The sequence below is a fragment of the Pseudomonas germanica genome (assembly GCF_019614655.1).
Lineage (GTDB): Bacteria > Pseudomonadota > Gammaproteobacteria > Pseudomonadales > Pseudomonadaceae > Aquipseudomonas > Aquipseudomonas neuropathica.
On sequence record NZ_CP071586.1, the window covers coordinates 1,485,828 to 1,499,612 of the forward strand.

Annotated in this window: 12 protein-coding genes; 6 read left to right on the top strand and 6 right to left on the bottom strand. The window is 58.8% G+C overall.

Features of this window, described 5'->3' with window-relative positions; all coding sequences use genetic code 11:
- Positions 1 to 42 precede the first annotated feature (42 nt).
- Positions 43 to 450, top strand: coding sequence for a response regulator (locus J0G10_RS06445; protein ID WP_095050349.1), 408 nt, complete (start codon positions 43 to 45; stop codon positions 448 to 450).
- A gap of 164 nt (positions 451 to 614) precedes the next feature.
- Entirely contained in the window at positions 615 to 896 is a 282-nt protein-coding gene (locus J0G10_RS06450) for a DUF3509 domain-containing protein (protein ID WP_093436783.1), read from the top strand.
- A gap of 176 nt (positions 897 to 1,072) precedes the next feature.
- On the opposite strand, the gene J0G10_RS06455 is transcribed toward J0G10_RS06450, so the two are convergent.
- Together J0G10_RS06455 and J0G10_RS06460 are read right to left on the bottom strand one after the other, a co-directional pair.
- The gene (locus tag J0G10_RS06455; protein ID WP_220558834.1) at positions 1,073 to 2,053 is read right to left on the bottom strand and encodes a TIGR02285 family protein; all 981 of its coding nucleotides are present in this window, start codon (positions 2,051 to 2,053) and stop codon (positions 1,073 to 1,075) included.
- A complete protein-coding gene (locus J0G10_RS06460) occupies positions 1,980 to 3,179 on the bottom strand; it encodes a CaiB/BaiF CoA transferase family protein (RefSeq protein WP_095050351.1) in 1,200 nt (399 codons plus the stop codon). Before J0G10_RS06460 ends, J0G10_RS06455 begins: the two co-directional genes overlap by 74 nt.
- Before the next feature lie 146 nt (positions 3,180 to 3,325).
- Here J0G10_RS06460 and J0G10_RS06465 point away from each other — a divergent pair, with 146 nt between their 5' ends.
- The 3 genes from J0G10_RS06465 to J0G10_RS06475 all read left to right on the top strand — a co-directional run bounded on the left by J0G10_RS06465 (position 3,326) and on the right by J0G10_RS06475 (position 7,030).
- Positions 3,326 to 3,868 (top strand): YaeQ family protein, encoded by a 543-nt coding sequence (locus tag J0G10_RS06465; protein WP_007908961.1) that lies wholly within the window; start codon positions 3,326 to 3,328, stop codon positions 3,866 to 3,868.
- A 55-nt stretch (positions 3,869 to 3,923) separates the two neighbouring features.
- Positions 3,924 to 5,633 carry a single-stranded-DNA-specific exonuclease RecJ gene (gene recJ / locus J0G10_RS06470; protein ID WP_220558099.1) on the top strand — a complete coding sequence of 570 codons (1,710 nt, stop codon included), beginning with the start codon at positions 3,924 to 3,926 and terminating at the stop codon, positions 5,631 to 5,633.
- 290 nt (positions 5,634 to 5,923) lie between these two features.
- The gene (locus tag J0G10_RS06475; protein WP_095119340.1) at positions 5,924 to 7,030 is read left to right on the top strand and encodes an NADH:flavin oxidoreductase/NADH oxidase; all 1,107 of its coding nucleotides are present in this window, start codon (positions 5,924 to 5,926) and stop codon (positions 7,028 to 7,030) included.
- A gap of 202 nt (positions 7,031 to 7,232) precedes the next feature.
- On the opposite strand, the gene J0G10_RS06480 is transcribed toward J0G10_RS06475, so the two are convergent.
- Positions 7,233 to 8,861, bottom strand: a complete 1,629-nt coding sequence (locus J0G10_RS06480; protein ID WP_095050354.1) for a glucan biosynthesis protein D — start codon at positions 8,859 to 8,861, stop codon at positions 7,233 to 7,235.
- Positions 8,862 to 9,253: 392 nt separating this feature from the next.
- On the opposite strand from J0G10_RS06480, the gene J0G10_RS06485 reads away from it, so the two are divergent.
- Positions 9,254 to 9,439 (top strand): hypothetical protein, encoded by a 186-nt coding sequence (locus tag J0G10_RS06485; protein WP_007908956.1) that lies wholly within the window; start codon positions 9,254 to 9,256, stop codon positions 9,437 to 9,439.
- A gap of 49 nt (positions 9,440 to 9,488) precedes the next feature.
- On the opposite strand, the gene J0G10_RS06490 is transcribed toward J0G10_RS06485, so the two are convergent.
- The 3 genes from J0G10_RS06490 to J0G10_RS06500 form a co-directional block, all read right to left on the bottom strand.
- Entirely contained in the window at positions 9,489 to 9,995 is a 507-nt protein-coding gene (locus tag J0G10_RS06490) for a BRO-N domain-containing protein (protein WP_095050355.1), read from the bottom strand.
- 598 nt (positions 9,996 to 10,593) lie between these two features.
- On the bottom strand, positions 10,594 to 12,078 hold the full coding sequence (locus J0G10_RS06495; RefSeq protein WP_095050356.1) for an APC family permease: 1,485 nt from the start codon (positions 12,076 to 12,078) through the stop codon (positions 10,594 to 10,596).
- A 225-nt stretch (positions 12,079 to 12,303) separates the two neighbouring features.
- On the bottom strand, positions 12,304 to 13,728 hold the full coding sequence (locus J0G10_RS06500; protein ID WP_095050357.1) for a gamma-aminobutyraldehyde dehydrogenase: 1,425 nt from the start codon (positions 13,726 to 13,728) through the stop codon (positions 12,304 to 12,306).
- Between the last annotated feature and the right edge of the window lie 57 nt (positions 13,729 to 13,785).

Genomic DNA, 13,785 nt, shown 5'->3' on the forward strand with positions numbered 1-13,785 from the left:
ACTGCGGTGAGAGTCCGCGATTGTCGCCTCCAGAGGTCGCTTATGCGCTCGCTTAAAGTCCTGATACTTGAACCCAATCCGTTCCAGCTGATGGCATTGCATCAAATGCTCAATGCCATTGGCATCTATGACGTGCTGACGGCGCCGTCGCTGGGCTCTGCGCTGTCTTCGCTGGGCCATCGCGGCGCGGTCGACATCGCCATTTGCGATCCGCAACTCAAGGGTGGCGATGGCTTGGCGCTGATTCATCATCTGGCGACACGGCATGATGCGCGTGCGTTGATCCTGCTGGGGACGGTCGCACCAAGCCTGCTGAACGATCTAGAGCCTTTGCTGTGTGAACACCGCCTGCGGCTGCTGGGGCGCCTGCAAACCCCGGTGTCTGCGGTGCTGATGCGCGGTTTGCTCGACAGTTACCTGAGCGCCGCTTCGCCAACTCTCCAGGTTTGACGGGGACGGTTATTTTTCTGTCATCTTCGCCGTGCATGCTCTGACAGACCGGTGACTCCAGGAGCGGAGCGATCGGTATGCAGAACTTTCTTCTCGGGCCGGTGGTCATTTATTGTGAACACGCCCCAGGCACACAGTTTTCGGACTATTGAGTGGAGATCGAGATGGAAAGTATCAGTCTATTGCTCGGTGAGGCTCTGAGCCCGTATCAGGTTTCGTTGTCTCCAAACGGTTCCCATGGCGAATGCCTGGTGACCTTGAAGAACAGTCACGGCGCCATTGTGGTGGAACGCGAATTCAATCAGGCGCAACTGACCGACAAGCGCCAGTTGACCGATGTCGTTGACGGCTTGCACCGCGACGTTCTGATTGCGGAGGGAAGGCTGGAACCCTGTGTAATCGCGGCATTGCGCAACGCCGCGCTGGATAAACGTGCGGCGCTGTAAAGATGAAATATTTTTTGTGGGAACCTTCCTGCATCCCTGTCAGTCAGACCCGGTAACAGCAGGATCAAGCATTGTGCTCCGGTGCTTGTCGCTTGCTGCTACGGGTCTTTATGTAGGCCACGTTTAACCCCGAGTCGTCTCCCCACTTCTCGGGGTTTCTTTTGTCTGCGATTTGCTCATGGCGCCGCTTGTTGCTCGAAGAACGATCGGGCCTGTTCGAGGTAGTCGCTTCGCATCGCGGGGTCCAGCCAGTCGGCGTACAACTGGTTCAGTTGATCGTGGGGAAGGGTGCGCAGCAGTTGGTTTATTTCGCTGATTGCCTGACGGCCCTGGTGTGTGTCGGAGCAGCCGATGTAGCCCGACAGGTATTTACCGGTGCCGCGGATCGGATAGAACAGCAACTCGTCTTCGGCGATTTGCGCCAGATGAGCCTGATAACGAATTTCTGGCCAATAGCCCAGCACCACCTGTAATCGTCCCAGGCGCTGCATCAGCAGCAGATTGTTCAGGGCCTCGTTGCCGTAATGAGGCGTCAGGGCGTCCTTGGGGGCCTGACGCAGCAAGTCATCGACTATTTCACCGTAACTGCGTTCCGCCACGACCCCGATTTTCTCTTGGCCATTGGCTAGAAGCGATGCCAGATCGATTTCACCTTCCACGAGAAACGGTGCCAACACTTCGCGATCTTTCTGACGCACCACCAGCCCATTACTGACGGCGCGGAAGGCCGGGATGGAGTACGCGATCCATTGCGCGCGCTCCTTGCTCCAGATCAGCGACGGGTCGCAGGTGAAGGAGGCTTCGTGAAGCATCTGGATGCCTCGGGCTCGATTGACTCGTATCAACTTGTGTTCGTATTGCGGCATGCCGGCAATCAGCATCGGCATGAGGTGATCAATGACACCCTGGCCTTTTTTCGGGCCTTCGAAAATGGTCAGTGGCGGCAGGTCGCGCAGTAACCAGATCAGCGTCGGTTTCGCCTGCGCGCCGTTCGACAACATGAGTAGAAACAACAAGCCGAACAGCCGCCACGTCCACCATTGATGGGCGTGGTTGGCGTGCGATGTCTGCCGGCGTTTCAGCTTAAATGGCTCCGTCTTCGCGCAGCTTGGCGATCTGTCTCTCGTCGTAGCCAAGATCGTGAAGTACCTGCGCATTGTGTTCACCCAATTGCGGTCCGACCCATTCCGAACTGCCGGGTGTCTCTGAGAGTTTCGGCACGATGCCCGGCATCTTGAAATCTTTGCCGCCGGGCAGCTTGGCCTGCAGGAACATCTCTCGGGCCAGGTACTGCGGATCGCTGAACATGTCCTCGGCGCTGAAGATCCGGCTGGCCGGTACATCGGCCTGATTGAGCAGGTCGAGCACGGTTTGCAGCGGCAACGAATTGACCCAGCGATCAATCACGCCGTACAACTCGTCGCGACGATTGTCGCGCCCGTCGTTGCTGGCCAGCGTAGGGTCATTGGCCAGGTCTTCACGGCCGATGATCAGCATGAAGCGTTTGAAGATCGCGTCACCATTGGCGCCGATCTGCACGTGTTTGCCATCGGCACTGGTGTGGATAGAGGAGGGCGTGATGCCGGGCATGATGTTGCCGGTGCGCTCGCGGATAAAACCGAACACGTCGAACTCCGGCACCATGCTTTCCATCATCGCGAAAATCGCTTCGTACAACGCGACATCGACAACCTGGCCTGTGCCACCATTGACTTCGCGATGACGCAGCGCCATTAGCGCGCCGATCACGCCCCATAGCGCGGCAATCGAATCGCCGATGGAAATTCCGGTGCGCACCGGTGGACGGTCCTCGAAACCGGTGATGTAGCGCAAGCCGCCCATGGACTCACCCACCGCACCGAAGCCGGGCTGATCCTTCATCGGCCCGGTCTGGCCAAAACCGGACAGGCGCACCATCACCAGTTTCGGGTTCAAGGCGTGCAGGGTTTCCCAACCCAGGCCCAGTTTTTCCAGGACACCGGGGCGGAAGTTCTCGATGAGGATGTCGGCTTCACTGAGCAGTTTTTTCAGGATCGCCAAGCCGTCAGGGTGTTTGAGGTTCAGCGTCAGCGACTTTTTATTGCGCGCCTGGACGAACCACCACAGCGACGTGCCTTCATACAGTTTTCGCCACTTGCGCAGTGGATCCCCGCCGTCGGGCGATTCGATCTTGATCACTTCGGCACCGAACTCGCCGCAAATGCGCGAGGCAAACGGCCCGGCAATCAATGTACCCAATTCAATGACTTTCACACCGCTGAGCGGTTTGTTGGCGAACGGCATACTGAATCCTGTAGGACAAGGCTAAGCAGATACAGCGTTTTAACATAGCCGGCTGTCAGACGCCGCAGCTTGATCGCCATCAATTCGATGATTGCCTACCGCATCGGTTAGACTTGCCGACTTTCCTCGTATCAAGAAGCCCGTTCATGGCCCAGCCGTCCACTACCTACAAATTTGAACTGAACCTCACCGACCTCGACCGCAGTGTCTACGAGAGCGTCAAGCAGACCATCGCCCGTCACCCTTCGGAAACCGAAGAGCGTATGACCGTGCGACTGCTGGCCTACGCCCTCTGGTACAACGAGCAGTTGTCGTTTGGTCGCGGTCTGTCAGACGTGGATGAACCTGCACTGTGGGAAAAGAGCCTGGACGACCGTGTTCTGCACTGGATCGAAGTTGGCCAGCCTGACGCTGATCGCCTGACCTGGTGCTCGCGTCGCACTGAGCGCACCAGCCTGCTGGCCTACGGCAGCCTGCGTGTCTGGGAAACCAAAGTGATCCCGGCGATCAAAAACCTGAAGAACGTCAACATCGCAGCGGTCCCGCAAGAAGTGCTGGAAACCCTGGCCAAGGACATGCCCCGCGTTATCAAGTGGGACGTGATGATCAGCGAAGGGACGATCTTCGTCACTGACGACCGGGGTCAGCACGAAGTCCAGTTGCAATGGCTGCAAGGTGAGCGCGGCTGATCCCGCGTCACCACCGCAATAATCCCACGTAATCAAGAGAAGTCTCTGTCACCCCATGCGTATCGAACCTCGTCAACTGCCTGCCACTCTGCCGTTTCTCGGTGATCTGCCACCCTTGCTGACCCGCTTGTACGCGGCGCGGGGCGTGCAGTCCGAGGCGGAGCTGGACAAGAGCCTGGCGCGGTTGATCCCGTTTCAGCAACTCAAGGGCATCAATGCGGCGGTAGACCTGCTGGTGACGGCGCTGGAGCAACGCCAGCGCATCCTCATCGTCGGCGACTTCGACGCGGACGGGGCGACCGCCAGCACTGTCGGCATGCTCGGTTTGCGCTTGCTCGGTGCGGCGCATGTCGACTATCTGGTGCCGAACCGCTTCGAATATGGCTACGGCTTGACCCCGGAAATCGTCGAGGTCGCACTGACCCGCGAGCCGCAATTGCTGATCACCGTCGACAACGGCATCTCCAGCGTCGAAGGCGTGGCCGCAGCCAAAAAGGCTGGCCTCAAAGTACTGATCACCGACCACCACTTGCCCGGCGATGAACTCCCGCTGGCCGATGCGCTGGTCAACCCGAACCAGCCCGGATGCGAATTCCCGAGCAAGGCGCTCGCCGGCGTCGGGGTGATTTTCTATGTGTTGATGGCGTTGCGCGCGCGCCTGCGCAGCCTTGGCTGGTACGAGAACAAGCCTCAGCCGAACATCGGCGAACTGCTTGACCTGGTGGCGTTGGGCAGCGTCGCCGACGTGGTGCCGCTGGACGCCAACAATCGGATTCTGGTGCATCAGGGCCTCGAGCGGATTCGCGCCGGGCGCGCACGGCCGGGGATCAAAGCGATCCTTGAAGTGGCCAAGCGAGATGCTGCACGCATTACCTCCACCGATCTCGGGTTTATCGTTGGCCCACGCCTGAACGCGGCCGGGCGTCTGGATGACATGAGCCTGGGCATCGAATGCCTGCTCACTGCCGACGCCAACCTGGCCCGGGAAATGGCCGCGCAACTGGACGGCATGAACCAGGATCGCAAGTCTATCGAACAAGGCATGCAGCGCGAGGCGCTGGCGCAGCTCAAGGACTTGCCGGTCGAATCGATGCCGTTTGGTCTGTGCCTGTTCGACCCGGAGTGGCACCAGGGAGTGATCGGGATTCTCGCGTCGCGGATGAAAGAGCGCTATTTCCGTCCGACCATTGCTTTCGCCGATGCGGGAGATGGTTTGCTAAAAGGCTCGGGCCGTTCGGTACAGGGCTTCCACATTCGTGACGCGTTGAGCGTGGTGGCGGCGCAGCATCCAAACCTGATCGCCAAGTATGGTGGCCACGCAATGGCCGCTGGTCTGACCCTGCCGCAGGAGAATTTTCCGCTTTTCGCCGAGGCCTTTGACGCTGAGGTGCGTAGGCAACTTCGCGAAGAAGACCTGACCGGGCGCATGCTAACCGATGGCACGCTGGCGGTTGAAGAATTCCACCTCGAACTGGCCCGCGCCTTGCGCCATGCCGGGCCTTGGGGGCAGCACTTCCCGGAGCCGCTGTTTCATGGCGTGTTCCAGTTGGTCGAACAACGAGTGGTCGGCGAACGGCACCTGAAAGTGGTGCTGAAGAGCGAATGTGGCTCGGTGAAGCTGGATGGTATTGCCTTTGGCGTTGACCGCGATATCTGGCCGAACCCGACGATTCAGTGGGTTGAACTGGCTTATAAGCTCGACGTTAACGAGTTTCGGGGTAACGAGACTGTTCAGTTGATGATTGCCCACATCGAACCGCGCTGAAGATCAAAAGATCGCAGCCTGCGGCAGCTCCTACATTGGAATGCGTTCCAAATGTGGGAGCGCCGATACGACGATTCGACCTGCTCGCGAAAGTGTCCTTTCACACACTGAATCACTCTGAACCCTCCCTCATCCCCGGTTGTCGACTAGGCTCTAAGCACTGCTTGATTGGCCTTGTGACGTCTTGTCGATTTTTTGCCCGCGGGGGCGGGTGCTGCACCTTTTTCCTGTCACTCGTCGACTATTCAAACAGAACCCTGGAGCCTGCCCACTGATTTGAGAGGTGCCCCATGAGTCTGCTGCTTGAACCCTTCACTCTTCGCCAACTGACCCTGCCCAACCGCATCGCGGTGTCACCGATGTGCCAATACTCCAGTGTCGACGGCCTCGCTAACGACTGGCATCTGGTACACCTCGGCAGTCGCGCGGTAGGTGGCGCGGGTCTGGTATTTACCGAAGCCACGGCGGTCACGGCCGACGGGCGGATCACCGCCGAAGACCTTGGCCTGTGGAACGATGAACAGATCGAACCGCTGCAACGCATTACCCGCTTCATCACGTCCCAAGGCGCGGTTGCCGGCATTCAACTGGCCCACGCCGGGCGCAAGGCCAGCACTCATCGGCCGTGGATCGGCAAGCATGGCAGCGTCAAACCCGATGATGGTGGCTGGACCCCGGTAGGGCCGTCACCGATTGCCTTTGACCCACAACACACGCAACCGAAACAGCTGGATGAAGGGCAGATCGCCGACGTTATTCAGGCCTTTGTCGATGCCGCCAAACGTGCGTTGAAGGCGGGTTTCAGTGTGGTTGAGGTGCACGCGGCGCATGGTTATCTGCTGCATCAGTTTCTTTCGCCGTTGAGTAATCAGCGCCGCGATCAGTACGGTGGTTCGTTTGAAAACCGCATTCGTCTGGTGTTGCAGGTGACTGAAGCGGTAAGGGCGGTCTGGCCGGAGGAGTTACCGGTGTTTGTTCGCGTGTCGGCCACTGACTGGGTGGAAGACGGCTGGAACCCGGATGAAACCGTGGAACTGGCGCGACGTCTGCACACCCTCGGCGCGGATCTGATCGATGTGTCGTCGGGCGGGACGGCGGCCAACGCGGAAATTCCGGTTGGGCCGGGTTATCAGACGCGTTTCGCCGAACGTGTGCGCAAGGAGTCAGGCATCGCCACCGGCACCGTGGGAATGATTACCGAACCGGCGCAGGCCGAGCATATTCTGCGCACCTGTCAGGCTGACATCATTTTCCTCGCTCGGGAGCTGTTGCGTGACCCTTACTGGCCACTGCATGCCGACGATGATCTCGGTGGGCGCAAAGCGGTGTGGCCGGCGCAGTATCAGCGCGCGACTCATCGGGATCAGCCGATTCATGAGTCTGATTTACGCGATTGAGTTGGTAGCGGTAAGGCAAAAAGCCCCGGTCAGTGATGGTCGGGGCTTTGTTTTGTCTGCTGATCTTTTGTTGAAATACTGCCGTCATCGCTGGCAAGCCAGCTCCCACAGGTTTGGCGTCGTACACAAAAATTGTGATCAACACCAAACACTGTGGGAGCTGGCTTGCCAGCGATGAGGCCCGTGCAGGCGCCTCAAATCATCAAGGGTATTTGCGCTTGTCCGGCGCCGGCGGGAAATACTGGTACAACCAGGTCTCGCTCAACGTGCGATCGTTGGTGCGAATAAACAACCGCAGCTCCACCGGCTCCACGCTGTCATTGGTCGGGTACCAGTCAAACAGAATCCGATAGCCCTTGATGTCATCCAGCACCAAGACGCTGAAGTCCTGCACCTTGCCGTTCGAGCACGTCACCACGGGCTCGATCCCGGTGCCCTGCGGCAGTCGATCCAGACCACCGCCAGTGAAGTCCACGGCAAAACGACGCGCCCACACTGGCGGGTAATGCTCGCCCGGTGCCCAGCCTTCGGTGAATCCGCCCATGCCGGAACGGGTCGCGTGCACCCGTGCCAACGGCGTACCCACTGGCGGCAATGCGCTCCAGTAGAGCTTGTAGCCATAGTTCAGCGAATCCCCGGCAGCCACCGGTTTCTTCGGGGTCCAGAATGCCACGATGTTGTCGAGAGTCTCGCCGGTGGTAGGGATTTCCAGCAGATCGATAGAGCCTTCGCCCCACGCGGTGGTCGGTTCTACCCACAGGCTCGGGCGCTTGCTGTACCAGTCGACGGTGTCCTGATAGTTGGCGAACTCATGGTCAGTCTGCACCAGCCCGAAACCCTTAGGATCCTTGTCCGCAAACGCGTTGAACTGCAGGGTCGCCGGGTTGTTCAGCGGACGGCAGATCCACTCGCCGTTGCCGCGCCACATCGCCAAGCGATCCGAGTCGTGGATTTGCGGGTGAATGGTGTCGCACATACGGCGTTCGTGGGTGCCGCAGCTGAACATACTGGTCATCGGCGAGATGCCCAATTGCTCGATCGCCGTGCGCGCATTGATGTGCGCATCGACTTCCATCACCACGCGCTCGGCCTGGCAGTCGATGTCGAAACGATAAGCGCCAGTGGCGCTCGGCGAGTCGAGCAGTGCGTAGACCACAAAACGTGTGGCGTTCTGGTCCGGTGTCTCGAACCAGAACTTGGTGAAGTCAGGAAATTCTTCGCGTTTTTTCGCGTACGTGTCGATCGCCAGGCCGCGAGCGGAGAGGCCATATTGGCCAGTCGCATCCACCGCGCGGAAATAACTGGCGCCGAGGAACGACACCACGTCATGACGATCCAGCTCTGGTGCCTTGAACAGTTTGAACCCGGCAAAACCCAGATCGCCTTTCAACTGCTGAGTGTCGACCGAAGTGTTTTCATAGTTGAACAGCGCCGGGCGGAAGTGCACTTCGCGCGCGGTGCGGGTCTTCGGGTCGACGCTGTACATGCGCACCGGCTGACGGAACCCCATGCCGACGTGGAAGAACTGTACGTCCAGTTGGCCCTTGTTTTCCTTCCACAGCGAATGCTCGCCGTCGTAGCGGATCGCGTTGAAGTTCTGCGGGGTCATGGTCGCCAGGGTTGGCGGCAGCACCTGTTTGGTGTCCTGATAGGCGCTGCCAGCGAGTTGCTTGGCCTGGCGCTTCAGCGCTTCGAAGTCGAAGGCCTGCGCCTCGCCATCGGCGGCGCCGCCATTGGCCGCCCACGCGCGGGTGGCCAGCAGGCCAGTGGCCGAAAGACCGGTGTAAGCCGCAATGGCCATGGACGCTTTGAGCAAATTCCTGCGGTGCATAAATACAACCTGTCGTGAGCAATCCCGCGCCGTTCCTGGCACGTGCTGGATCAGAAATAACGGTTCGGACAAGCCTTCGGCCAAACGCAACGGACTATTAACAGATGCCCGCTAGCTTAAACGGTTCGCTCGCAATGCAAAATTCGTTGATTCACCGCGCCAGTGTGTCAATGAAACAAGACATGTCGGTTAAATATCTGACAGGGCATTCTGATTTACACGGCATATCTGCTTTTTTCGACTAATTACTCTAAAAACCGCTTTTCAGCGCCGATTTAATTTCTATTCTATGGGCATGACCGGTGCTGACCGGTAGGGCACACGGCGCTGCTGTAAGGGGCAGGGCGATGTGGTGGTTTAGCAATTCTTTGAAGTATTGAAGGACATCGTCCATGGCAAAAATACAAGGGATCACCGACATGTTGGGCATCTTTCCCTGCCTCGGCAGCGGCCGCAAAAGGCGTCGGCTCAGCTCTGACGAAGTGAAACTGGTGGAGCGTTATCGGGAGCTTTCGGAGAATGACCGGATTGCGATGAGGTATCTGGTGGATGCGATGCGGAGTGTTTCGCGGTTTTGAGTCGAAATAAAAAGGGGGGGACTGAAAGGTCCGCCCCTTTTTATTCGGATCAGCTACACGTTCCCAATACTGGATACGGCCGCTGGCCGTGCATCAACTCCGGCACATCCCGCCATTTGACCCACGCCTGCTGTTGCCAGTGCAGCAACGGCACGGTGACGCCAGCCCAATGCATCGAACTCAGGCTCGGATGGTTTTCCACTGGGCTTGAATGGGTTTCGCGCAGCATCGGAATGACTTCATGGCTCAGCCAATGGCGCAGGTGACGGTTTTCCGGAACGAAGTGATGGACGAGCAGCGCGAACAGGCCGGACTCGCTGACCATCGCGCAATCGATGATTTCGCCGTCACGACGCAGAAGGACATGGCGACGCTGATCGGGATCGAGTTTCAGGGTGAGGCGTTCGTTCAGGGGGTAACCCATCAAGCGACCGAGATCTTGCACGCAGAACCAGGCTTCGTGGTCTTGCATGAAGGCGTGGAGGAAGCGGTTGTGGCGGGTGAAGACGGTGGGGGTGAAGTGCGTTGAAGGTGGATTCTGGATTTGCGTAGACATGTAGTGACTTCCGTTTCGAGTTGGAAAGTCGCCACCAATTCTTCGAAAAATTGGGTGGCGAGCCGAGTGGCGTTCGAAGTCGGGTTACTTCCTGTCGAAACGGTAAAGCCGGAAGGCCCGCGCCACACGGCCCGCCATAAAGCAGAACTGAAGTTGTGAAAAAGCCGCAGTTCAATGGAGGGCATGCAAGCACCGTTTTGACAGTTTCCGGCTTCGACCCCGGATCGCTGAATTAACAGCGACGGGATAAAGCCTATCGGTCAGGCGCTTGCGGCGACAAGTCTACCCTTTCGCCACACATCGTAGGAAATGGGGCTTTTTCAGGCAGGCTGTGTCTGTAGGAAATGCCTGTTTTTTTAGATTACGCTGCTAAACCATCACTGCACCGAAGATTTTCCTTTATGAGTTAGCAATCGGGAAAAGGGAGAAGCAATTCTGTGAGCAAAGATGAAGCGAAGGGTAAAAAGAGAAAGGTGATCGATCTGGATCGCTTCGAAGCTGTTAGAGGTAAAGCCGATATCAAATGGCGTACTGATGAATTGATGACAGTGCTTCGAGGAGACCCCAGAATCAAATCTCGATTCCGGGGTGATTCTTCTTAGCGACTCACCTTCCAAGCATCCCCAGCCGGCGCCTTGCCATGGTCATACGGCTTGCCAATCCACATATAAACCAAGCCCAAGCCAATCACGATCGCTGTGCTCAACACCATCGCATAGTTCACATACCACGCCGCATCCGGCGTACGTGGCCAGGCCATGTTGATGATTGCGCCAACGCCGTACACCAGCGCGCCGATGTTCACCGGCCAGCCCCATGCGCCAAGGGTGAATTTGCCGCTGGGTTTCCAGCCTTTGCTGCGGGCGTACAGCGCGGCTAGGACGATCATCTGGAACGCGAGGTAGATGCCGATGGCGGCGAAGCTGACGATGGTGGCGACGGCGTCTTGCAGGAAGAAGCCGAGGGCGATGATCAGGGCCGGCAGGACGCCGGACACGAACAGTGCGGCAACCGGTACTTGGGTGGTAGGAGAAATCTTTTTCAGCAGTCGGCTGCCGATGACCATTTCGTCGCGAGCGTAGGAGTACAGCAGGCGACTCGCCGCGGCTTGCAGGCTGATGACGCAGGAGATGAAGGAAATCATTACCACGCCCATCACCACTTTCGAGCCGACCGGGCCGAAGGCGTTGTTGAGGATGGTGGTGACCGGGTCTTTGTCGGTGCCGTTGATCACCGCTTGCATGTCCGGCACGGCGAGGATCAGCGCCAGGCAGGCGAACATCGCCGCGATGCCGCCGATGTAGATGGTCATGCGCATGGCCACCGGGATTTTTGCGCTCGGGTTCGGGGTTTCTTCGGCGACGTCGCCGCAAGCCTCGAAGCCGTAGTAGAGGAACATTCCCGCCAGCGAGGCAGTGAGGAACGCCGGCAGGTACGAGCCGTCGACGCTGATGTCGAAGGTGTTGAACAGCACGCTCAGCGGTTGATGGCGTTCGAACACCAGCAGGTAAACACCGACGATCACCGCGCCGACCAGTTCGCAGAGAAAGCCGAACATGGCAATGCGCGCCAGCACTTTGGTGCCGCTGAGGTTGACCAGTGTGGCGAACAGGGTCAGCACCAGGGCGATGACGATGTTGGTGTTGTTGCTTGGCTCAAAGCCGAGCATGGCGGCCAGGTACGGGCCAGCGCCGACCGCAACGGCGGCGATGGTGACGCACAGGGCGATGGAGTAGATCCAGCCGACCATCCACGCCCATTTTTTACCGACCAATCGGCGTGCCCAAGGGTAAACCCCGCCGGAAATCGGGAACTGCGAAACCACTTCGCCGAAGATCAGGCACACCAGCAACTGGCCGCAACCGACCAGCAAGTAGGCCCAGAACATCGGTGGGCCGCCGGCGGCGAGGCATAGGCCGAACAGGGTATAAACTCCTACGACCGGTGACAGATAAGTGAAGCCTAAAGCGAAGTTTTCCCACAGGCTCATGCTGCGATTGAAGTTCGAGGTGTAGCCCAGCTTGCGCAGTTGTTCGGCATCACTGTCGGCGATGGCTGCGGCGAGATCGGGTGAGGAACTCATGTGTGATTGCTCCGTGAAATCGGCAGATTTCGGATGGCCGAGGCCGTGGCGGTGCTTTGTGGGCGCCGCCCGGTTCGGTAGTTATTGTTAGGTGTGGAATCCTGGTGGTGCGTAGTGCCGGTTTCTTTCCTGATACCGGGGTGACGCCTTCGCGAGCAGGCTCGCTCCCACATTTGGAATACTTACCCCTGTGGGAGCGAGCCTGCTCGCGAAGCTTTTAAAGGCTTAGTGCTTGAACATCACATGCCGAACCGTGGTGTAGTCCTCCAGCCCGTACATGGACATGTCTTTCCCGTAACCGGACAATTTCTGACCGCCATGGGGCATTTCGCTGACGAGCATGAAGTGCGTATTCACCCACGTGCAGCCGTACTGCAAACGCGCCGACATGCGATGCGCACGTCCTACATCCGCTGTCCACACGGAGGACGCGAGGCCGTAGTCCGAATCGTTGGCCCATTCCAGCGCCTGCGCTTCATCGGTGAACTTGGTCACCGAAACCACCGGCCCAAACACCTCACGACGGACGATTTCATCGTCTTGCTGCGCATCGGCCAACACGGTCGGTTCGAAGAAGAAACCATTGCCGTCCACGGCCTTGCCGCCAGTGATCAAGCGAATGTGCGGCTGCGCCACGGCACGTTCGACGAACGCTGCAACCCGGTCACGATGTTGCGCAGTAATCAGCGGCCCCAACTCGGTCGACGGATCATCCTGCAACCCGTACTTGATGCTGCTGACCGCCGCGCCGAGCTTCTCGACGAATTTGTCGTAAATGCCTTGCTGGGCATAGATCCGGCAAGCGGCGGTGCAGTCCTGCCCGGCGTTGTAGAAACCAAAGGTGCGAATGCCTTCAACCGCCGCATCAATATCAGCGTCGTCGAAAATGATCACCGGCGCCTTGCCACCCAGCTCCATGTGCATGCGTTTAACGCTGTCGGCGGTGCTGGAAATGATATTGGCGCCCGTGGCGATCGAACCGGTCAGCGAAACCATGCGCACTTTCGGGTGCGTAACCAATGGGCTGCCAACTGTAGGACCGCGACCAAACACCAGATTGAGTACACCGGCCGGGAAGATTTCCGACGCGAGTTCAGCCAGACGCAACGCGGTCAGCGGGGTTTGTTCCGACGGCTTGAGCACCACGGTATTACCGGCCGCCAGCGCCGGGGCGATTTTCCAGGCGACCATCATCAGCGGGTAGTTCCACGGCGCGATGGAGGCAATCACGCCGACCGGGTCGCGACGGATCATCGAGGTATGGCCGGGCAGGTATTCGCCAGCGGCCGAGCCGCTCATGCAACGGCTGGCGCCGGCGAAGAAACGGAACACGTCGGCAATCGCCGGGATCTCGTCGTTGAGCGCGGCGCTGTAGGGTTTGCCGCAGTTGTCGGATTCGAGCTTGGCCAGTTCTTCGCCGTGGGCTTCGATGGCATCGGCGAGTTTGAGCAGCAGCAGCGAGCGGTCTTTCGGCGCGGTTTGCGACCAGTCGGCGAACGCGTTGTCGGCAGCGCGCACGGCGGCATCGACCTGGGCTTCGCTGGCTTCGTTGATTTCAATCAGGACTTCGCCGAGCGAAGGATTGAGCACCGGTTGCGCCGGGCCTTCGCCGTTGACCAGTTGGCCGTTGATCAAGAGTTTGGTTTGCATGTCTGTTGTCCTCACTAACACTTTTATTGTTCTGCCGAAACCGAACCCATGTAGGAG

Excerpts from the sequence above, each read along its gene's own strand:
- J0G10_RS06445 (WP_095050349.1), top strand. The coding sequence starts at position 43 with ATGCGCTCGCTTAAAGTCCTGATACTTGAACCCAATCCGTTCCAGCTG.
- J0G10_RS06450 (WP_093436783.1), top strand. The coding sequence starts at position 615 with ATGGAAAGTATCAGTCTATTGCTCGGTGAGGCTCTGAGCCCGTATCAG.
- J0G10_RS06455 (WP_220558834.1), bottom strand. The coding sequence starts at position 2,053 with ATGCGCAGGTACTTCACGATCTTGGCTACGACGAGAGACAGATCGCCA.
- J0G10_RS06460 (WP_095050351.1), bottom strand. The coding sequence starts at position 3,179 with ATGCCGTTCGCCAACAAACCGCTCAGCGGTGTGAAAGTCATTGAATTG.
- J0G10_RS06465 (WP_007908961.1), top strand. The coding sequence starts at position 3,326 with ATGGCCCAGCCGTCCACTACCTACAAATTTGAACTGAACCTCACCGAC.
- recJ (WP_220558099.1), top strand. The coding sequence starts at position 3,924 with ATGCGTATCGAACCTCGTCAACTGCCTGCCACTCTGCCGTTTCTCGGT.
- J0G10_RS06475 (WP_095119340.1), top strand. The coding sequence starts at position 5,924 with ATGAGTCTGCTGCTTGAACCCTTCACTCTTCGCCAACTGACCCTGCCC.
- J0G10_RS06480 (WP_095050354.1), bottom strand. The coding sequence starts at position 8,861 with ATGCACCGCAGGAATTTGCTCAAAGCGTCCATGGCCATTGCGGCTTAC.
- J0G10_RS06485 (WP_007908956.1), top strand. The coding sequence starts at position 9,254 with ATGGCAAAAATACAAGGGATCACCGACATGTTGGGCATCTTTCCCTGC.
- J0G10_RS06490 (WP_095050355.1), bottom strand. The coding sequence starts at position 9,995 with ATGTCTACGCAAATCCAGAATCCACCTTCAACGCACTTCACCCCCACC.
- J0G10_RS06495 (WP_095050356.1), bottom strand. The coding sequence starts at position 12,078 with ATGAGTTCCTCACCCGATCTCGCCGCAGCCATCGCCGACAGTGATGCC.
- J0G10_RS06500 (WP_095050357.1), bottom strand. The coding sequence starts at position 13,728 with ATGCAAACCAAACTCTTGATCAACGGCCAACTGGTCAACGGCGAAGGC.